Genomic DNA, 18960 nt, shown 5'->3' on the forward strand with positions numbered 1-18960 from the left:
TAATTAAAAATTTGCTTGCTTTTTTTTCTGATTTAGAATAGACTGACTTGAAGAGAGGATTTATATGCATACAACTGAAAAGGGTAATTATTTAATAGAGTTCTTGCCATACATAAAGGAATTTGCTGGTAATACATTTGTGATAAAATATGGCGGTAGCGCTATGGTTAACGATGAGCTGAAAATGGCTTTTTCAAAGGACATAGCGCTGTTAAAGTTTGTTGGTATAAATCCCATCATTGTTCATGGCGGTGGTAATGAAATCGGCGATACGCTAAAAAAACTTGACATAACAACAAAATTTCACAAAGGCTTGCGCATTACTGACGAAAAAACTATGGAAGTCGTTGTAATGGTACTGGCTGGTAAAGTAAATAAAGAAATTGTGTTGAACATAAACCGTTTTGGGGGCAAAGCCGTAGGTTTAAGTGGTGTTGACGCAAACATTATAAAAGCAAAAAAATTACTCCTTGAAGACGTAGATTTGGGCCTTGTTGGAGATGTAGAAGAAGTAAACCCGGATATATTAATGAATCTATCTAAAAGTGGATATATACCTGTGGTATCACCAATTGGTTTTGATGATAGAGGCAGCAGGTACAACATTAACGCAGACACTGTAGCTTCAAGTATAGCGCAAGTTATTCAAGCAGAAAAGCTTATATATATATCAGATGTTGATGGAGTGTTGGATAACAACGGCAAACTAATTAGCGAAATAAAGATAAAAGATATTGATAAAATGATAGATAGCGTGTTAACAGGTGGCATGATCCCAAAAGTATTGTCTGCCAAAGAAGCCATAGAAAACGGAGTGAAAAAGGTGCATATTATAAATGGAAAAAAGCACCATGCCCTACTCGAAGAAATATTTACAGATGCGGGCATAGGCACGCAAATAGTGAGGTAAACATATGAGCGAGCTAAGAAAAGACCCAATTATTGAAAGATGGGTTATAATATCTACGGAGCGTGGTAAGAGACCACACGATTTTAAGCAAGAAGAGCAAATAAAAATAAGTGGTGGTTTTTGCCCGTTTGACCCAGGAAACGAAAAGTACGTACCTCCAGAGATTTATGCAGTTAGAGCACCAGGAAGCCAACCCAATGACCCAAACTGGACATTGCGTGTTGTACCTAATAAATTTCCTGCCTTAGGCATTGAGGGGGATTCAGATAAGCACGCCGTTGGAATGTACGATGTTATGAACGGTATTGGTGCACATGAAGTTATCATTGAAACGCCAAATCACGCAGAAACGCTTGATGATATGCCACTTGATAGGATGAAAGATGTAATTTTTGCTTACAAAGCCCGAATAGAAGACTTGAAAAAAGATAAACGCATGAAATACGTACTTGTGTTTAAAAATTATGGTGCTGTGGCTGGAGCTAGCCTAGAGCACTCTCACTCTCAGCTTATTGCCCTTCCTATTATACCAAAAAGACCACTTGAATTATTTGGAGGATCAAAAATCTACTTTTCCTATAAAGACAGGTGCCCATTTTGCGACATCATAAGGCAAGAGCTAAATGATAAGGTACGCTTAATCGAAGAAACAAAGCACTTTATTTCGATTACACCATTTGCATCAAGGTCGCCATTCGAGGTATCCATACTACCAAAAAAACACAATGCACATTTTGAGTTTGAAGATGCAGAAATCTTGTATGACTTCACCTACATTTTGCAAAATACGCTTAAAAGACTAAAAATTGCTTTAGATAACCCGCCTTATAATTTTGTTTTAATTAACGGCGCATTTATTTTTGATCATGACGATTACTTTCACTGGCATTTAGACATCACGCCCAGACTAACAAAAATAGCTGGTTTCGAGTGGGGCAGCGGATTTTATATTAACCCAACACCACCAGAAGATGCGACCAAATATCTAAGAGAAATTACCCTATAGGAGGAAACAATGAATGTAGTTTTAGCCTCAAGTGAGGTTTTTCCTTTCTCTAAAACAGGAGGATTAGCAGACGTTGCCGGAGCTCTACCAAAAGCGTTGGTACAAAATGGTTTGAGAGTCAGCGTATTTAGCCCACTTTATAAATCAATTGACAAAACTAATTTGACGCTTGCAATTGGTGTAGATATTGATTTTAATGGTCAGATTGTTCACACAAGAATCTATAAAACAACTAAAGAAGCTTGCGATTTTTATTTTGTAGAAAACGAAGAGTATTTTAACAGAGACCATTTATACGGTATTGGTGCGCACGATTACGAAGATAATGCGCTAAGATTTGGTTTTTTCTCAAAAGCTACCTTGGATAGCCTAAAGGCGCTTGGTATCAAGCCAGATGTTTTGCATTCAAACGATTGGCAATCTGCATTGGTTAATGTTTACTTAAAATTATTTTACAAAGAGGAATTTCCTCAAACAAAAACTGTTTTTACCATACATAACTTAGGCTACCAAGGCGTATTTGATAAATATTATATGAATAACTTGGGCCTTCTGTGGGATATATTTACAATCGATGGGCTTGAGTACTACGACAAGGTTAATTTTCTAAAAGGTGGCATTGTTTTTGCAGATGCAGTTACCACAGTAAGCAAAACTTATGCTCAAGAAATCCAAACACAAGAGTATGGTTTTGGGTTAGACGGGTTGTTGAGAAAATTTTCATACAAGTTAAGTGGCATTATAAATGGTATAGATGTAGATGTTTGGGATCCCAAAACAGATAAATTTATAGATTATAATTTTAATGATCCAAAACACAAAATAAAAAATAAAAATGCCCTTCAAAAACTGCTTAATTTACCGATTAAAGAAGTGCCAGTATTTGGTATAGTATCAAGGCTTGCTGCACAAAAAGGCATGGATATTTTCTCAAAAAGCATCAAAGAACTATTAAAATCAAATATAGATGCACAATTTATTATTTTGGGCAACGGAGAAAAGGATATAGAAGATACGCTAACAGAAGTTGCTAATAGCTATAAAAATAAAGTGTCGTTAAACTTAAAGTTTGATGAACCTTTAGCACACAAAATTTACGCTTCAAGCGATTTTTTTGTAATGCCTTCGAAGTACGAACCGTGCGGTCTAGGCCAAATGATAGCCTATAGATATGGAACTTTACCAATAGTAAGAGCAACAGGTGGCCTTAAAGATACGGTAAAGAATTATTCAAATCGTGTAAAAAACCCAACTGGTTTTGTATTTGAAAAATACGATCCTCTAGAACTTACAAAAGCTCTCAAAAAAGCTATAGATCTTTTTAACAAAAAAAACGAATTATTAAAAATTGCCCAGTATGCTATGGGGCTTGACTATTCATGGGAAAACCAGGCAAAAGAATACATAAAACTTTACAAGAAAATTTATGGATAGAGACAAAATTGTAGAAGAGTGGAAATTATTATACGAATTAGGCATAGTAATAAGCCTTACAACTGAATTAAAAAAATTGCTTCATGTTGTGCTCACTGCTGTAACAATTGGTGATGGCCTTGGATTTAATAGGGCAGCGATATTCCTGTACAATAGGCCCAGTAATACAATTGATGGCGTCTTAGGTGTTGCGCCAGATTCTATACAAGAGGCCACGGCCATCTGGAATAATTTAAAAAATCTAGATATTCGAGGCAAGATGGCCTCATGGCTACTAAATGAAATAAATATAGAAGCACAAAGCAGCTCAAACTTCAACAAAAGTATTAGCCAATTTAGAATTAGCCTCGGAAAGGACACAGTTTTTAAAAATATTGATCAAAAGCAGGCTTTTATATTTGACCTAAGTAGTTTGGGTAGTGATGATAAAATTTTTCAAGAACTCCAGTTTGAGCAGTTTGTATTTGCACCACTGATTTCCAGAGAACAACCTATTGGTGCAATTATTGCCGATAATTTTTACAATAAGCGACCCATAACGCAAGACGACATAGACACACTATTTTTGTTTTCAAACCAGTCTGCTATTGCCATAGAAAACCTAATGAGCATAGAAACATACAAAAACATGAGCAAGCGTCTCATTGAAGAACAACAAAACCTAATTCACCAAAAACACATCTTTAATTTAGGTAGAGCGGTAGCAGATATTACGCATGAAATAAAAAATGCACTTATTGGAGCTATAGGTTTTCTTGAAAGGGCTAGAAAAATTTCTGATAGCGACTCACAGGTTTTTAAATACCTTGATATTGTAAAAAAGGAATTAGATAGAGTTTATAATCTTACACTGGATATCAATAGATATGCCAAAGGCCAAAACAAAAGCATCAAAAAACAATTTGACTTAGAAAAGCTCATTTTAGAAACTATTGAAACAATAAAAAGCATTAACTTTCCAAGCATAAACTTTATAACAAACTTATCTGAATTTGCCAAGTATATCTATGGTGATCCAGATCAAATTAAGCAAGTTCTTATTAACTTAATAAAAAACTCAACAGAAGCTATAGCAAATAAAAAAGGTGGCTTTATTAAAATTTCTACATACAAAGAAGATAAGTTTATTGCCATAACTGTGGAGGATAATGGGGGTGGTATTGATATAAAGTTTTTGCCCTATGTATTCAAACCATTCTATTCTACAAAATCACATGGAACAGGCTTGGGTTTATCAATAGTTAGAGAAATTGTTCAAGAACACAATGGTGTAATCAGTTTAGATAACTTTGTAGGCATTGGAGCAAAATTTATCATTAAAATTCCCAATATGGTTGAGGAGGAGAAAAATGAAAAAAAAGATAATGGTAGTTGATGACGAAGACTCCATAAGGTTTTTGTATGAAGAAGAATTAAAAGATGAGGGTTTTTATGTAGTCTCTTACCCAGATGCACTATCTGCTATTGACGATTTTGATAACCAAAAACCTGATTTAGTGCTCTTGGACATAGCAATGCCAAAGATGAGTGGTTTAGATGCTTTAAGAATACTAAAAGACAAATCGCCAAATACACCAATTATTATGTCAACAGCATACTCGCATTACAAGCAGGATTTTTCCACCTGGATAGCCGACGCTTATATTGTTAAATCTCCTGATTTAACAGAATTAAAAGAAAAAATAAAAGAATTATTGGAACTTAACGCTTAGTATTCTTTTGTTAGCAAGCTTTCTACGTAATTTTGATCTTTGGGGTTAAGCGGGTAATATTTGCCCTTAGCTGTAGCTATTATTTGTCCGCTCTCATTAGAAATTGTGGCTTGTGCGAACGCTATTTTGCTTTTGATAGTTAAGAATTGTGCTTTAGTAAAAAGCTCCATATTTGGCTTAGCAATATTTTTGTATTTAATACAAAGCTCTACAGTGTAATAAAAATAGTTTGTTTTTACGGTGGCTACCCAACCCATTGTTTCGTCTAAAATAGCACAGACTATACCGCCATGAATCCTTTCTGGGTAGCCAATATAATGCTTATCTAGCAAGCAATTATTATACACAAATTCAAAATCTGTAAAAAACCAAGTTTTTAAACCAAAGTCATTTTCATTGCCACACACTATGCAACTATTATAGCGCGGTAGTTTTTTGTGCAAAGTTGGGTCAAATCTTACCAATGCCAACCCTTGTCAATTAATGTGCGCATAATAGGCAAAACCTTATCGTATGAACCTTCAAAATAACCCTTTACTATGTTTTTTTTTGTTAAGTCATAATTAATACCAAGGTCTTCGAGTTCTTTTTTTACTTGAGCTTCATCATGTTCATTAACCTCAGCGTAAACATCTAGTGTGCAAACACCATCCATAGCCCACTTTGCCGCATTGTAAAAACCAATTAGTCTTTTTTTCGAATCTACATGTTCATGTTCATGCTCTGCGCTCACTTCTTGCCTCCTTTAAACTCTAAATACTTCTTTATATCTTTTTCTACCAAATAAATACAAAAACCAATCAGTAAATCACTATCAATATTTGTCTTTAAAATATCTAGCTTTTTAATTTTTTTCCCAACAGCATAAGTTAAAAGCAAAATAAGTGCAATAAGTATATTTTTTGGTATAAAGCTTTTTTGTTTTAAAAAATCTCTTAACAACTCAAGTATAGTTGCTATATCGCTTTTAGAAGCAATCAAAAAATCGATGGGTTTATTTTTTATATAGACACTTCTTTCTTTAAGTAAAGACATAAATTCTTCTATATCGCTTGTTTTAATAAAACCCTGCATAATATCTAAAACTTTTTCTTTCATAAACATTTACCTTCTTTTAAAGTCTATATTTATGATAGTTAAATTTTTCTTTTTGTCAATTATTGTCAAAAAAATATATTGCAAAATAGAAAAAAGGTGGTATAATCAAAATGGATTTTAAATGCGCTTTACATAAAGCTCATTGTCTAAAAGAAATGCGGGGCTTATTTGAACGTCTTGTCTTATTTTTTTTATCTAATGACATTTGTGCTTTCTAGCGCAAAATTAAAAACATGCTTTTTAGCTAAATAAAGGTTTTTAATCTGTTTAAAATTACAAGGAAGTAATATGCAAAGGTTAGAAAAGTTTGCAAATTTGGGCATCTCGGAAAATGTTTTGAAATCTCTACTAAAAAAGGGCTATGAAGAGCCAACACCAATACAAGAACTAGTAATTCCACTGATGTTAAAAACAAATACCGACTTAATTGCTCAAGCTCAAACAGGCACTGGTAAAACAGCAAGTTTTGGAATACCACTTATAGAAAAAATCGAGGAAAAAGCTCAACATACGCAGTGTTTGATTCTTACACCCACAAGGGAACTTGCCCTTCAAATTTCTCAAGAACTTAATTCCCTAAAAGGAATAAAAAAACTCAAAATTTTGCCTATCTATGGTGGTCAGTCCATAGATTTGCAAATATCTAAGCTTAAAGGTGGCGTCGATATAATTGTAGGTACGCCAGGCAGGATATTAGACCATATTCAAAGAAAAACTATTAATTTGTCCAATATTAGCGACATGGTTTTAGATGAAGCTGACGAAATGCTAAATATGGGCTTTATCGATGATGTGGAAGAGATTTTACAACACACGAACGACAACAAAAGACTTTTGATGTTTTCTGCTACAATACCACAACAAATAATTTCTATTGCAAAAAAACACATGAAAAAATACGAAATTATAAAAACAAAAAAAGACGAAGCAACGTCAAACCTTACACAGCAAATTTACTTTGAAGTTAATTACGAGGAGAAGTTTCAAGCCTTATGTCGCATCATTGATATGCAAAAAGAATTTTATGCGCTTATTTTTTGCAAAACAAAAATTGAAACAGACGAGCTTGCCAATAGATTGCAAGATGCAGGCTATAGCGCAGCAGCTCTTCATGGCGACATGACGCAAAAATCCAGAGAAGTTGTTTTAAATAAATTTAAAAAAAGAAGTGTAGAAATACTTATTGCCACAGATGTAGCCGCAAGAGGCATTGACATAGAAAATCTCACGCATGTCATAAATTACTCAATACCAGAAAATGTTGAATCCTATATCCACAGAATAGGACGCACAGGAAGAGCTGGAAAAAGTGGTGTAGCCATAACTTTCGTTACACCAAATGAGTATAGCAGGCTCATTTATATGCTAAAAACCGCAAGACTTGATATCAAAAAACAGGGTTTACCTACAATCGATGAAATTATAAACTTCAAGATAAGTAGGATTCAAAGTGAGATTGAAAGTACAATTCAAGAAAATCCAGAAGAAAAATACACAAATTTAGCAAATCAGTTGTTAGAACAGCATTCAGCTTTAGAAATTATTGCAGCGTTGCTAAAATATAGCTTTGGTGAAGACCTTGATGAGAAAAATTATCAGGATATTAAAGAAGTTAAACCGCTTGAAGCATACTCAAAAACACGCCTTTTTATCGCCCTTGGCAGACAGGATGCCATGACGCCAAGAAAATTGATCGATTTTATAAAACAGCAAATCGAAATCAATGAAAGAGATATTAAAGACATTAGAATATTTGACAAATTCTCGTTTGTAAGTGTTCCATTTGAAGAAGCTCAAACATTACTTCAAATATTTAAAAAAAGATCCAATACAAAAAGTTTAATAACAAAGGCAAGGGAAAAAAATGTCTAAAAATTTTAACGATAGCATTAGAAATATAGCCATAATCGCACATGTTGACCACGGCAAAACAACGCTTGTTGATGCTATGTTTAAACAGTGTGGAACATTCAGACAAAACCAAAATATACAAGAACGTGTACTTGACAGTATGGAGTTAGAAAAAGAAAGAGGCATTACCATTGCAGCCAAAAACTCATGCGTGTTCTGGAATGGTTTAAAAATTAACATTTTAGATACACCCGGCCACTCTGACTTTGGTGGAGAAGTTGAACGCGCTTTATCAATGGTAGATGGAGCTGTACTGCTAGTGGATGCTGCAGAAGGACCACTGCCTCAAACACGTTTCGTATTAAAAAAAGCACTGGAAGCAAAGTTAAAAATAATTGTCGTGATTAATAAAATTGATAGACCAGACGCAAGAACAGATAAAGTTTTAGACGAAATATACGATTTATTTATTGATTTAGATGCAAATGATGAACAATTGGAGTTTAGCGTCCTTTACGCAATAGGCAAACAAGGCATAGCAAAAAGGGATCTAAATAGTACTGAAAATGATCTCTCGGCTCTTTTTGAAGAAATTATAAAACAAATACCGCCGCCTACTTACCAAAGCAAAGACAGTTTTTCAATGCTTGTAAGCGATCTAGGATATTCTGATTATTTGGGTAAACTAGCCATTGGGAAAATATTTAGTGGGTTTTTAGATAATATTAAAACCACAACTTTTTTTTATTTTGATGCAAATGGCAACAAAAAAAGCGCTTTTATAAGCAAGATGCAGACTTACGACGGCATAGTCTTAAAACCTATTGAAAAAATTGAAGCTGGTGATATTATCGTAGTATCAGGTATAGAAGACATAGCAATAGGCGATACAATTTGCTCAAGTGGCGTAGAAAAACCACTAAAGCGTATAGTTATAGATGAGCCCACCGTTTCAATGGTATTTAGCGTAAACAACTCACCTTTTGCTGGCAAAGAAGGCAAAATAGTCCAATCACGAAACATTAAAGAACGCCTAATTAAAGAAACGTTAAAAAATGTATCGATAAAATTTGAAGAAACAGACGATACTGATAGTTTTATTATAAAGGGACGCGGCGAATTCCAGATGGTTATAATTATCGAACAATTGAGAAGAGAAGGCTTCGAATTTTGCGTAAGTAGGCCGAATGTCATATATAAGTACGAAAATGGTATAAAGTTAGAACCATATGAGCATTTGTTTATAGATTGCGCTGAAGAATTCATGGGCATTGTAACACAAAAAATCCAAGCTAGAAAAGGCAAAATGATTAACCTTTCAAATAATTTTAAAGGACGCATAAGGATTGAGTTTCTTGTACCTTCACGATCGCTTATAGGCTTTAGAGATGAATTTTTAACAGACACAAAGGGTACTGGCATAATGAATTCATACTTAGAAAAATATGACGATTATGCCGGTGATATAGCAACACGCTATAGCGGATCTTTGGTAAGTGACAGGCAAGGCAGTGCAGTTGCATATGCTTTATTTAATTTGCAACCAAGAGGACAATTATTTATTGCCCCGAATGATCCTGTTTACGAAGGTATGATAATAGGCGAGCATAACAAAGAAACAGACTTAAACGTTAATCCATGTAAAGAAAAAAAGCTTTCAAATATGAGGGCTGCAGGAAAAGACGATAATGTTATACTATCAAGTCCAAATATTATGACGCTAGAAAAAGCTATAAACTTTATAAAAGACGACGAAATGGTTGAAATAACACCACTTTCTATTAGACTAAGAAAAACAGAACTGGGTGCTCAAAAAAGAAAAACTTTAAATCACACTCATGAATCAAATTAGTTTTTCAATAGGTTTACAAAATAGTTTAAAGCGCAAGCATAAGAGTATCCTTCCAACCCACTCACAACGCCTTGCGCTATATCGCTTAAATAACTTTTATGCCTAAAAGGTTCTCGCTTGAATATATTTGATAGATGAACTTCTACAAATGGTATATTCACGCTTAAAAATGCGTCTCTTATGGCAATACTTGTATGCGTAAAAGCACCCGGGTTAATAATGATTCCATCTATTTTTCCAAAAGCTTGGTGAATCTTTTCAACAATAGCTCCTTCATAGTTTGACTGGAAAAACTCAACCTCTACACCCAAGCTTTCGGCTAGTTTATTTATATTGCCTTCTAATTCGGCCAAAGAAAGTTTACCATAAATATTGGGCTCTCTTTTGCCAAGCATGTTGAGGTTTGGTCCATTTAAGACTAAAATTTTCATATTTTAGCAAATAATTTTGAGCCTAAAAAATTACCGCCCAACAAATGCATGTGTATATGATAAACTTCTTGGCCAGAATCTGGTCCATTATTTATTACAACCCTATAGCCAGACTTATCAATACCTAATTTTTTAGCTAAATTTTTTGCAATAAGTGCCATATCCGAAATTATACCAATGTCGGATTCATCGATATCGTTGAGATTTTCAATATGTTTTTTTGGTATGATTAAAAGATGTATGGGTGCTTTTGGGTTAATATCATAAAAAGCCATGTATTTTTCATCTTCGTATTCAATTTTTGAAGGCAACTCCTTGTTAGCAACCTTACAAAAAATACACATAAGAAACCTCCTTATCTAAAACCTAAAAATCGTATCGTTTCTATCTGTGCCTGTTGCTATAATGGATATTTTTGTTTGAAGGATTTCCTCTATCTCTTCAATGTAATTTTTAGCCTCTTTGGGTAATTTATCAAAGGCATTGATACCTTTTGTACCATTAAAACCATTAAATGTTTTGTAAATAGGCTTTACTTTTTCAAAATCGCTGTTTAAAGCAGGTACGTAGTCTATTGTTTTTCCGTTTAGCTCGTAGGCTACGCATACTTTTATCTCATCTAAACCGTCAAGCACATCTATTTTTGTCATTGCAATCTCATCTATGCCGCTTACCATTATGGCATACTTTACAGCTACCAAATCAAGCCAACCGCATCTTCTGGGCCTGCCAGTTGTAGCACCATACTCATTACCATTTTTTCTTAGGTATTCACCTTCACTGTTTAACAGTTCAGTAGGGAAATGGCCGTTTCCTACGCGCGTTGTATAGGCTTTCATTATGCCTATAACCTTATTTAGTGCCTTGTAAGGCAGTCCTGTGCCACAGAAAGCTCCACCTGAGGTTGGGTTTGATGATGTAACATAAGGGTATGTACCAAAATCCACATCAAGTAAAGAACCTTGAGCACTTTCAAATAGTATACTTTTGCTTTTTTTGTACGCATCATTTAAAAAGTAAACGCTGTCTTTTATGTATGCTTTTAAGATTTGCCCATATTCCACATATTCTTTGTAAATTACTTCTGCGCTTAATGGCTCTATATCGTATAGACTGTATATTCTGTTTGCATGTTCTACATTGCTTTTTATTTTTTCTTTAAGTGTGTCTTTGTCTAACAAATCACACGCCCTAATACCTACCCTTGCATATTTATCCACATAGGCTGGACCAATACCCCTTCCTGTGGTGCCAATTTTTCTATCACCTAGTATTTTTTCGCTATTTACATCCATGCTCTTGTGGTATGGCATAACAATATGACATCTATTGCTAATGAGCAACTTTGAATCCAACATTACGCCTAAACCTTCAAGCTGCTTTTTTTCTTCAAAAAAACTCTTTGGGTCAAATACTACACCGTTTCCAATAATACACGTTTTGCCATCATGCAAAATACCAGATGGGATAAGGTGTAAAACAAATTTTTTACTATCTACGCACACCGTATGACCTGCATTGCTTCCGCCCTGGTAGCGCACAACGATGTCTGCTTTTTCACTTAGAATATCTACAACCTTCCCTTTGCCTTCATCGCCCCATTGAGAACCCAAAACTAAGGTATTCATTTTAAATCTCCTTGGTATATAAAAAATCCATCAATTTATCCAAATTTATCGCAAAACCTGTAGCTGGTATATATTTACCCATAAGTTTCATTAGATTACCGTATCTACCACCTGTGCACAAAACTGAATTTTCGCTAAATATATCAAAAGAAACCCCGCTATGGTAAAGTGGGTATTCATAGTAGAAAAAATCCAAAAATACTTGGCATTTTTTGTTAATTTTTTGGGAAATTTCAATTAAATCGCTAACATTTTGTGCTATTGGTTCAATTTTTAATAAAGCATCAATATCTCTTAAAAACAACGCGTCAAGCACAGATCCAAATTTGCCTAGTGGTAATTCTTTTAGCGAGGAGAGATTTTTTTTATTAATTAAGCTCAAGACAGCTTTTTTTTTATCTATAAGATTTGTATCTAAATAAGCATCAAGCAACTTGTCAATAATCTGACTATCGGATACTCTAACAACAAGATTTTCTATATCTACAAGATTTAGCACATCTATGGCTAAATTGACTATCTCTATATCTGTTTCAATGGAGTTTTGCCCAAAGACCTCAGCACCTATCTGTTTAAACTCTCTTTTTAAGTTTGCATGCTGCTTTTCATCTCTATATATATAATGAGCGTATGAAAATTTAGCAGGCAGCTCTATATCTGCAAGCAAAACGGCTAAAGCCACCTGCAGAGTCACATCTGGTCTCAAAATAATTGTTTTACCACTGTTTCTATCAACAAATTTAAACAATTTTGATTTTAGCGGCTCGTACAAATCCTGGTAAACATTGTCTTCATAAATGAACGTGGGCGTTACTATTTCTTTGTAATCTTTTAAATCAAGATAGTCCATTATCTTATTTTCTATATTGCGGCGCTTACGTGAATATGGATAAAAGAATTGCAATACGCCCTTTGGGATATTGTGCTTAATACTCAACAAAAATCTCCAAAGCTTTTTTTGTGCCTACGCCTAGTTTATCTATACCTAGTTTTTTTAAGGATATCTCAAGCGTGCCAATGGTTAATATAATATCTGGTGGATAAAAATAACCCAAATGTGCTATTCTAAAAATCTTACCTTTCATAGAACCTTGACCATTGGATATAGAAACGCCAAAGCTGTCCATAATGTCTATAATTTGTTTTGAATCTATCCCTTGTGGTGATTTAACGGCAGTTAAAGACAACGAGGGTCTTTTTGCAAAAAGCTCTAGCCCCATTACTTTAACAGCTTCTTGCGTTGCTTTAGCTAAAAATTGGTGCCTTCTGAAAACATTTTCTAAGCCTTCTTCCAGCATCATATTAACTGCTGCATTCAAACCTAAAATCAATGTTACAGGCGGTGTAAAATGGCCTGCTTGAGCGTTAAGCTCGCCTAAAATATCAAAGTAATACCTTTTGTTTTTGTTTTGACTTGCTATTTCTTTTGCTTTTTCGCTAACAGAAGCAATCGCAAGACCGGGCGGTAACATAAAAGCCTTTTGAGATCCAGTCAAAAGTATATCAATACCCCACTCATCGGTTTTGATATCAATGCAACCCACAGCTGTAATACCATCTACAACAAAAACGATTTCTGGGTACTTTTCTTTAAGTATTTTACCAATCTCATCAATGGGATGGTACACGCCCGTGGATGTTTCGCATGCTTGCATATAAATAGCTTTTGGACTGTATTTTTTTACATACTCCTCAATCTCATCTGGACTAACAAATTCACCGTATTCTTTTTTTAATACTACAGCTTCAGCTCCAAAGCTATTTACAAGTTGACTAAATCTCTCGCCGAATTTTCCCGCTTCAACAACAAGCGCTTTATCATTGTCTGACAATATATTAGAAACAGAAGCTTCCATTGCCCCTGTGCCACTTGATGAAAAAATCACTATGTCGTTTTTAGTTTGAAATATTTTCTTTAAATTTTCCCTTGCTTGCTCATGCAGCTGTATATATTCTTTTGTTCTATGATGTATAATAGGCGCAGCCATAGCTAATGCAATTTGTTCTGGTACAGGCGTTGGACCTGGTGTCATTAAGTATTTTTTCATAGCCTACTCCTTGTTTTAGAAAGATATATCGTTAATATTACCCAAACAGGTTAAATGCATTTTATCAACGCTAATTAAATCCAAAACTTCCATTATATCGTCAAGGCTCACTCTATCAACCTTTAAAAAAATATCTCTTGGATCCTGGTATGCATTGTAAGTCAAAGAATCACTTCCAAGTTTTATCATCATGCTATTTGTGCTCTCAAGCGATAAACCATATTGGCCTTTAAAGTTAGTTTTTATATCATCTAATTCGCTTTTTGTCATACCACTTTTTTTAAATCTATCAAGCTCTTCAATACAGGCATCTACTAAGCCTTGCGCTTTGGCGTTAGAAGTTGAACTAGATATATAAAAACATCCGCCTTTTTTAAAAAACATAATACTTGAGTAAATGCTGTAACATAATGATTTTTCTTCTCTAATGGATTGAAAAAGTTTAGAACTCATGTTGCCACCAAAAAAATTATTTGCTAAGAAACTTGCGTATTTTCTATCGTCGTATATGCTAAACAACTCACAGCCCAAAATCACATTGGTCTGTTCAAGCTGCCTGTTTATAATATTTTTGCCAGGTACAAATCTAAACTCATAATCATCTGATATATCAGAGTTTTTAAAGTAATCTTTGTAGGAAAACTCGGGCGGGTTTTGATAATCAAGCTGTGCGCCCTCTCCTACATACGCAATAAGTATGTTTTCCGGCTTGTAAAATTTACCCATAAAATCAAGAAAATCTTCTCTAGTGTATGAAGCAATTTGCTCTTTTGTGCCAAGGATAGGTTTTCCTACGCTTGTAGGCATCGCACTTTCAAAAAAAGCGTCAAAAACGGCCGACTGGGGGTCATCATTTGATGAATTTATTTCTTCAATAATAACACCTTTTTCTTTTTCTAATTCCGCTTCATTTATCGTAGGGTTAACAACAATATCAATTAAAACATCCCATGCTTTCTCTATATAATCATTCAAAACTTTTACATAAAAGCACGTGTACTCTTTTGAAGTAAAAGCGTTTATAATACCACCTAGGCGATCGATTTCTTTAGCAATATCAAAGTAAGAGCGTTTCTTTGTTCCTTTAAATACCATATGCTCGACAAAGTGCGACAAACCCCTTTCTCGGTCATTTTCGAATACGCTCCCACACTTAACAAAAATACCAACACTACCTACAACGCCTGATTTCTTAAGTGTCTGAAACTTCATTTTGTTCTTCTTGTTGATTTTCTAATTTAAGAGCTTTAAGTGATAAAGAAACTCTGCCAAACTTATCTATGCCAATGATTTTTGTAGTTACCCTATCGCCAATGTTTAATATTTCGGAAACACTTTTTACTCTTTTTGTGTCAATCTGAGATATATGTATTAAGCCTTCTTGATTTGGAGAAAATTTTATAAAAGCACCATAATCTTCTATGCGGCTTACCATACCTTCTACGATTTGACCTTCTTCTAACTCACCAATTGATATTTTTATGAGTTGCATAGCCTTTTCTAAGCCTTTTGTGTTGCTTGCAAAAATATTTACCTTGCCATCTTGTTCAATGTCAATTTTTGTATTTGTCTCTTCTATGATTGATTTAATTACTTTACCACCAGGACCAATCAAATCTTTAATTTTGTCGGCACTAATGTTTATCACTGTGACCTTTGGGGCATATTCAGACAAATGAGCCCTGCATGTTGGCATTGTCTGAAGCATTTTATCAAGTATAAAAAGCCTTGCTTTTTCTGCTTTTTCAAGCGCATACATTAAAACTTTATCACCAACACCTTCTATTTTTATATCCATTTGAAGCGCATTAATGCCATCTTTTGTACCTGCAACTTTAAAATCCATATCCCCGTAATGGTCTTCGTCGCCCATTATATCTGTCAAAATATAATAATTATCTTCTGACTTAATAAGCCCCATAGCTACGCCGCTAACAGGTTTTTTAATAGGAACACCAGCATCCATTAAAGATAAGGTAGCCCCGCATACAGTTGCCATAGAACTCGAACCATTTGACTCTAGTATATCAGAAACTATACGTATGGCATATGGAAAATCTGCCTCGTTTGGAATTACAGGCTCAATAGCCCTTTTTGCCAAAGCACCATGCCCAATTTCTCTTCTTCCTGGTGCCCCAAGGCGTTTAACTTCTCCCACGCTAAATGGTGGAAAATTATAGTGAAGCATAAATCGCTCAAATGTTTCACCACCAATGTTATCTATAATTTGCATATCGGTTTTAGATCCAAGTGTAGTCACAACTAAAGCCTGAGTTTCTCCTCTTGTAAATACAGCAGATCCATGTGTTCTTGGCAAAACACCAACTTCGCAGGTAATGGGTCTTATATCATCAAGCCCTCTACCATCAATCCTTATACCCGTTGATATAATTTTATCCCTTACTAAGTTTTTTATAATACTTTCAAAAGCCGCTTTTAACTTTGTTTCAAAATTTTCTTCTTCGCTAAACTCTTCTTTTAATTTGTTAAATGCCGCTTCGAATACAGAATTTATTTTTTCATGTCTTATTTTCTTATCTGTTATGTTAAGAGCCTCTTGAAGCTCATCTATGCATAAAGCTTCCATTGATGTCAAAATATTGTCGCTAACAACCATAGGCTTGTATTGTCTTTTTGATTTAGCAGCATCTTTGATTATTTTTTCTTGCAAATCAATAAGCTTGTTAATAACTTTCTGCGCGTAAGATATAGATTCTACCATGTCTACAGTAGATATCTCAACTGAACCAGATTCTATCATATTTATAGCATTTTTAGTACCTGCTACGATTAAGTTTAAAAAAGAATCCCTAATTTCTGACTGAGTTGGTAAAGGTATAAATTCTTTACCTCTAAGGCCAATTCTGCATGCTGCAACTGGTCCAAAAAATGGTATATCAGAAATATTTAAAGCGCAAGAAGCTGCTAAAACTGAAGCAACAACAACATCATTTTCCTGGTCGGCAGATATTGTAGTAACTATAACTTGCGTTTCTTGTTTATAACCTGATGGAAACAACGGCCTAATTGATCTATCTATAAGTCTTGAAACGAGCGTTTCATAATCGCTGGGCTTGCCTTCGCGCTTTACAAAACCGCCAGGTATCTTCCCAATTGCATAAAACTTTTCTTGGTAATTAACAGTTAACGGAAAAAAATCCAAAAATTCTTTTGGCGGCTCCTTCGCTGAAACCGCGGTAGCCAAAACTACCGTATCGCCAATCGACACTACGCAAGCACCATCAGCTTGCTTTGCCCACTTTCCTGTTTGAATCGATATCTTTTTACCATATATATTGTCTTGTATTTCAAAAATCATATTTGACCTTTAACCCTTAATCCTAACTCTTTAACTACTTTCTTAAATTCTGCAAAATTGTATTTTTCTAGGTATTTCAATAATCTCCTTCTTTGGTTAACAAGCCTCAATAAGCCTCTACGTGTTTGAAAGTCTTTCTTATAATTTTTAAGATGATCTGTTAAATAGTTTATGCGCTCCGTCAAAAGCGCAATTTGCACAGATACCGAGCCACTGTCTTTTTCACCAGCACCAAATCTTTTAATTATTTCTTCTTTTTTTTCCTTAGTCAACATACACAACTCCTTTTCTTCATCTTGGTGTTATTATACTCGATATAATCTACTTTGTAAAGAATAATTAAAACAAATCGTTACTTTTGCAAAAATCAAACATACTCTTTAGAGCGCGTTTTGCCTTTTCTAATTTTGGAAAAGGCGTTTCAATCAAACCAAAATTTGGTCCCATAGGTTGCAGGGTATCTTTTGGTTGGCTAATGTAATTGATTAAACCACCAAGCATAGTGTTTGGGGGCAGTGATATTAAATTCATATCTTTTAAAAGTCTTGAGATATTTATACCAACAAACAATCCACTTGCAGCGCTGGCAATATAGCCTTCAACACCTGTTATCTGACCGGCAAAAAAAATGTTTGGCATACTCTTTAAGTTTAAATATGGCGTTAACAAATGCTGTGATTGTAAATAAGTGTTCCTATGCATAGAACCCAGTTTTGCAAATTCTGCATTTTTTAGTGCTGGAATCAATCTAAATACCGTTATTTGCTCTTTGTAGGTTAGCTTTGTTTGAAAACCTACCATTGACAATATTGTGCCTGAAGCATTTTCTTTCCTTAACTGAACCACAGCATACGGTTTAAAACCATGTTTTGCCAAACCAACGGGCTTCATAGGTCCAAAGCACAAAGTGTTAAAACCTCTTTTTGCAAGCTCTTCTACAGGCATACAACCTTCAAAAAAACGTGGTTTCTCAAAATCTTTATACGCTACACATTCAGCTTTTACCAATGCATTGTAAAACTCTTCGTATTCTTCTTTTGATAACACACAGTTAAAATAATCTAAGCCTTCTTCATACCTATTTGCAAAGAAACCTTTAGAAAAATCTACGCTTTGGGTTATTATATGAGGCGCAATTGCATCGTAGAAATACAAATTTTCCTTGCCTGTGATGTTTAAAATTTCATTTTCCAGATCTTGAGAAGTCAAAGGGCCACTCGAGATAACCACTAAGTCATAATTAACAGGCAATTTTTTCATCTCTTTTCTTATAATATTTATGTTTGGATGTTGTTCAATAATTTGTGTGATATTTTTAGCAAATAGGGTCCTATCTATAGCCAAAGCCCTTCCTGCTGGCACCACGCAGGTTTTTGCCACTGAGATTACTAATGATCCAAGCAGTTTCATCTCTTTTTTAAGTAGACCTGACGCTGTTTTTATCGATTTCGCACCAAAAGAATTAGAACAAACAATTTCAGCTAAATAATCTGTAAGATGCGCTGGTGTTTGCTTTATAGGACGCATTTCATACATATCAACTGCAAAACCATTTTGAGCTATTTTATAGGCTACCTCGCACCCAGCAAGGCCACCACCAATTATACATACTCTCATAACTGTTTTATATTATACAATATTCATATTTTTTGCAAGGCGAGAGGGGCTTTA

The 18960-nt window shown here is 34.5% G+C and carries 19 protein-coding genes; 7 read left to right on the forward strand and 12 right to left on the reverse strand.

The window, feature by feature from the left end:
• The first annotated feature begins 64 nt into the window (after positions 1–64).
• From argB to DESAMIL20_RS06320, 5 genes are read left to right on the forward strand one after another with little or no spacing between them, the layout of a single operon-like run.
• Entirely contained in the window at positions 65–910 is an 846-nt protein-coding gene (argB, locus tag DESAMIL20_RS06300; protein ID WP_086033964.1) for an acetylglutamate kinase, read from the forward strand.
• Positions 911–914: 4 nt separating this feature from the next.
• Entirely contained in the window at positions 915–1916 is a 1002-nt protein-coding gene (gene galT / locus DESAMIL20_RS06305) for a galactose-1-phosphate uridylyltransferase (RefSeq protein ID WP_086033965.1), read from the forward strand.
• 9 nt (positions 1917–1925) lie between these two features.
• Positions 1926–3350 (forward strand): glycogen synthase GlgA, encoded by a 1425-nt coding sequence (gene glgA, locus DESAMIL20_RS06310; RefSeq protein ID WP_086033966.1) that lies wholly within the window; start codon positions 1926–1928, stop codon positions 3348–3350.
• Positions 3343–4725, forward strand: a complete 1383-nt coding sequence (locus DESAMIL20_RS06315; RefSeq protein ID WP_086033967.1) for a sensor histidine kinase — start codon at positions 3343–3345, stop codon at positions 4723–4725. The genes glgA and DESAMIL20_RS06315 overlap by 8 nt, the downstream gene beginning before the upstream one ends.
• Positions 4700–5062 (forward strand): response regulator, encoded by a 363-nt coding sequence (locus DESAMIL20_RS06320; RefSeq protein WP_086033968.1) that lies wholly within the window; start codon positions 4700–4702, stop codon positions 5060–5062. Before DESAMIL20_RS06315 ends, DESAMIL20_RS06320 begins: the two co-directional genes overlap by 26 nt.
• Here DESAMIL20_RS06320 and DESAMIL20_RS06325 read toward each other — a convergent pair.
• Genes DESAMIL20_RS06325 through DESAMIL20_RS06335 form a run of 3 tightly spaced genes read right to left on the reverse strand, consistent with a single transcriptional unit; the run spans position 5059 to position 6160 of the window.
• On the reverse strand, positions 5059–5526 hold the full coding sequence (locus tag DESAMIL20_RS06325; protein WP_086033969.1) for a PaaI family thioesterase: 468 nt from the start codon (positions 5524–5526) through the stop codon (positions 5059–5061). The genes DESAMIL20_RS06320 and DESAMIL20_RS06325 overlap by 4 nt on opposite strands.
• Complete coding sequence (locus tag DESAMIL20_RS06330; protein ID WP_086033970.1) at positions 5520–5795, reverse strand: hypothetical protein; 276 nt, start codon at positions 5793–5795, stop codon at positions 5520–5522. The genes DESAMIL20_RS06325 and DESAMIL20_RS06330 overlap by 7 nt, the downstream gene beginning before the upstream one ends.
• Positions 5792–6160, reverse strand: a complete 369-nt coding sequence (locus tag DESAMIL20_RS06335; protein WP_086033971.1) for a hypothetical protein — start codon at positions 6158–6160, stop codon at positions 5792–5794. Before DESAMIL20_RS06335 ends, DESAMIL20_RS06330 begins: the two co-directional genes overlap by 4 nt.
• A 288-nt stretch (positions 6161–6448) precedes the next feature.
• Here DESAMIL20_RS06335 and DESAMIL20_RS06340 point away from each other — a divergent pair, with 288 nt between their 5' ends.
• Both DESAMIL20_RS06340 and typA read left to right on the forward strand, forming a co-directional pair.
• On the forward strand, positions 6449–8032 hold the full coding sequence (locus DESAMIL20_RS06340) for a DEAD/DEAH box helicase (RefSeq protein WP_086033972.1): 1584 nt from the start codon (positions 6449–6451) through the stop codon (positions 8030–8032).
• A complete protein-coding gene (typA, locus tag DESAMIL20_RS06345; protein WP_086033973.1) occupies positions 8025–9863 on the forward strand; it encodes a translational GTPase TypA in 1839 nt (612 codons plus the stop codon). The genes DESAMIL20_RS06340 and typA overlap by 8 nt, the downstream gene beginning before the upstream one ends.
• On the opposite strand, the gene aroQ is transcribed toward typA, so the two are convergent.
• From aroQ to trmFO, 9 genes are all read right to left on the reverse strand, one after another.
• Positions 9860–10294 carry a type II 3-dehydroquinate dehydratase gene (gene aroQ / locus DESAMIL20_RS06350; protein WP_086033974.1) on the reverse strand — a complete coding sequence of 145 codons (435 nt, stop codon included), beginning with the start codon at positions 10292–10294 and terminating at the stop codon, positions 9860–9862. The genes typA and aroQ overlap by 4 nt on opposite strands.
• A complete protein-coding gene (locus tag DESAMIL20_RS06355) occupies positions 10291–10638 on the reverse strand; it encodes a histidine triad nucleotide-binding protein (protein ID WP_086033975.1) in 348 nt (115 codons plus the stop codon). Before DESAMIL20_RS06355 ends, aroQ begins: the two co-directional genes overlap by 4 nt.
• A gap of 15 nt (positions 10639–10653) precedes the next feature.
• Positions 10654–11922, reverse strand: a complete 1269-nt coding sequence (locus tag DESAMIL20_RS06360) for an adenylosuccinate synthase (RefSeq protein ID WP_086033976.1) — start codon at positions 11920–11922, stop codon at positions 10654–10656.
• 1 nt (position 11923) lies between these two features.
• Positions 11924–12859 carry an ATP phosphoribosyltransferase regulatory subunit gene (locus tag DESAMIL20_RS06365; protein WP_086033977.1) on the reverse strand — a complete coding sequence of 312 codons (936 nt, stop codon included), beginning with the start codon at positions 12857–12859 and terminating at the stop codon, positions 11924–11926.
• The gene (locus DESAMIL20_RS06370) at positions 12849–13970 is read right to left on the reverse strand and encodes a pyridoxal-phosphate-dependent aminotransferase family protein (protein ID WP_086033978.1); all 1122 of its coding nucleotides are present in this window, start codon (positions 13968–13970) and stop codon (positions 12849–12851) included. Before DESAMIL20_RS06370 ends, DESAMIL20_RS06365 begins: the two co-directional genes overlap by 11 nt.
• A gap of 15 nt (positions 13971–13985) precedes the next feature.
• Positions 13986–15182, reverse strand: coding sequence for a M16 family metallopeptidase (locus tag DESAMIL20_RS06375; RefSeq protein ID WP_086033979.1), 1197 nt, complete (start codon positions 15180–15182; stop codon positions 13986–13988).
• Entirely contained in the window at positions 15163–17289 is a 2127-nt protein-coding gene (gene pnp, locus DESAMIL20_RS06380) for a polyribonucleotide nucleotidyltransferase (RefSeq protein ID WP_086033980.1), read from the reverse strand. The genes DESAMIL20_RS06375 and pnp overlap by 20 nt, the downstream gene beginning before the upstream one ends.
• Positions 17286–17564 carry a 30S ribosomal protein S15 gene (rpsO, locus tag DESAMIL20_RS06385; RefSeq protein ID WP_086033981.1) on the reverse strand — a complete coding sequence of 93 codons (279 nt, stop codon included), beginning with the start codon at positions 17562–17564 and terminating at the stop codon, positions 17286–17288. Before rpsO ends, pnp begins: the two co-directional genes overlap by 4 nt.
• Before the next feature lie 64 nt (positions 17565–17628).
• Positions 17629–18906, reverse strand: coding sequence for a methylenetetrahydrofolate--tRNA-(uracil(54)-C(5))-methyltransferase (FADH(2)-oxidizing) TrmFO (trmFO, locus tag DESAMIL20_RS06390; protein ID WP_086033982.1), 1278 nt, complete (start codon positions 18904–18906; stop codon positions 17629–17631).
• Between the last annotated feature and the right edge of the window lie 54 nt (positions 18907–18960).

It is taken from the genome of Desulfurella amilsii (assembly GCF_002119425.1).
Classification (GTDB): Bacteria; Campylobacterota_A; Desulfurellia; order Desulfurellales; family Desulfurellaceae; genus Desulfurella; species Desulfurella amilsii.

Coding starts and splice junctions, on each gene's coding strand:
- aroQ (WP_086033974.1), bottom strand. CDS start 10,294: ATGAAAATTTTAGTCTTAAATGGACCAAACCTCAACATGCTTGGCAAA.
- DESAMIL20_RS06315 (WP_086033967.1), top strand. CDS start 3,343: ATGGATAGAGACAAAATTGTAGAAGAGTGGAAATTATTATACGAATTA.
- glgA (WP_086033966.1), top strand. CDS start 1,926: ATGAATGTAGTTTTAGCCTCAAGTGAGGTTTTTCCTTTCTCTAAAACA.
- DESAMIL20_RS06360 (WP_086033976.1), bottom strand. CDS start 11,922: ATGAATACCTTAGTTTTGGGTTCTCAATGGGGCGATGAAGGCAAAGGG.
- DESAMIL20_RS06375 (WP_086033979.1), bottom strand. CDS start 15,182: ATGAAGTTTCAGACACTTAAGAAATCAGGCGTTGTAGGTAGTGTTGGT.
- DESAMIL20_RS06320 (WP_086033968.1), top strand. CDS start 4,700: ATGAAAAAAAAGATAATGGTAGTTGATGACGAAGACTCCATAAGGTTT.
- pnp (WP_086033980.1), bottom strand. CDS start 17,289: ATGATTTTTGAAATACAAGACAATATATATGGTAAAAAGATATCGATT.
- typA (WP_086033973.1), top strand. CDS start 8,025: ATGTCTAAAAATTTTAACGATAGCATTAGAAATATAGCCATAATCGCA.
- DESAMIL20_RS06370 (WP_086033978.1), bottom strand. CDS start 13,970: ATGAAAAAATACTTAATGACACCAGGTCCAACGCCTGTACCAGAACAA.
- DESAMIL20_RS06335 (WP_086033971.1), bottom strand. CDS start 6,160: ATGAAAGAAAAAGTTTTAGATATTATGCAGGGTTTTATTAAAACAAGC.
- rpsO (WP_086033981.1), bottom strand. CDS start 17,564: ATGTTGACTAAGGAAAAAAAAGAAGAAATAATTAAAAGATTTGGTGCT.
- DESAMIL20_RS06340 (WP_086033972.1), top strand. CDS start 6,449: ATGCAAAGGTTAGAAAAGTTTGCAAATTTGGGCATCTCGGAAAATGTT.
- galT (WP_086033965.1), top strand. CDS start 915: ATGAGCGAGCTAAGAAAAGACCCAATTATTGAAAGATGGGTTATAATA.
- DESAMIL20_RS06355 (WP_086033975.1), bottom strand. CDS start 10,638: ATGTGTATTTTTTGTAAGGTTGCTAACAAGGAGTTGCCTTCAAAAATT.
- argB (WP_086033964.1), top strand. CDS start 65: ATGCATACAACTGAAAAGGGTAATTATTTAATAGAGTTCTTGCCATAC.
- trmFO (WP_086033982.1), bottom strand. CDS start 18,906: ATGAGAGTATGTATAATTGGTGGTGGCCTTGCTGGGTGCGAGGTAGCC.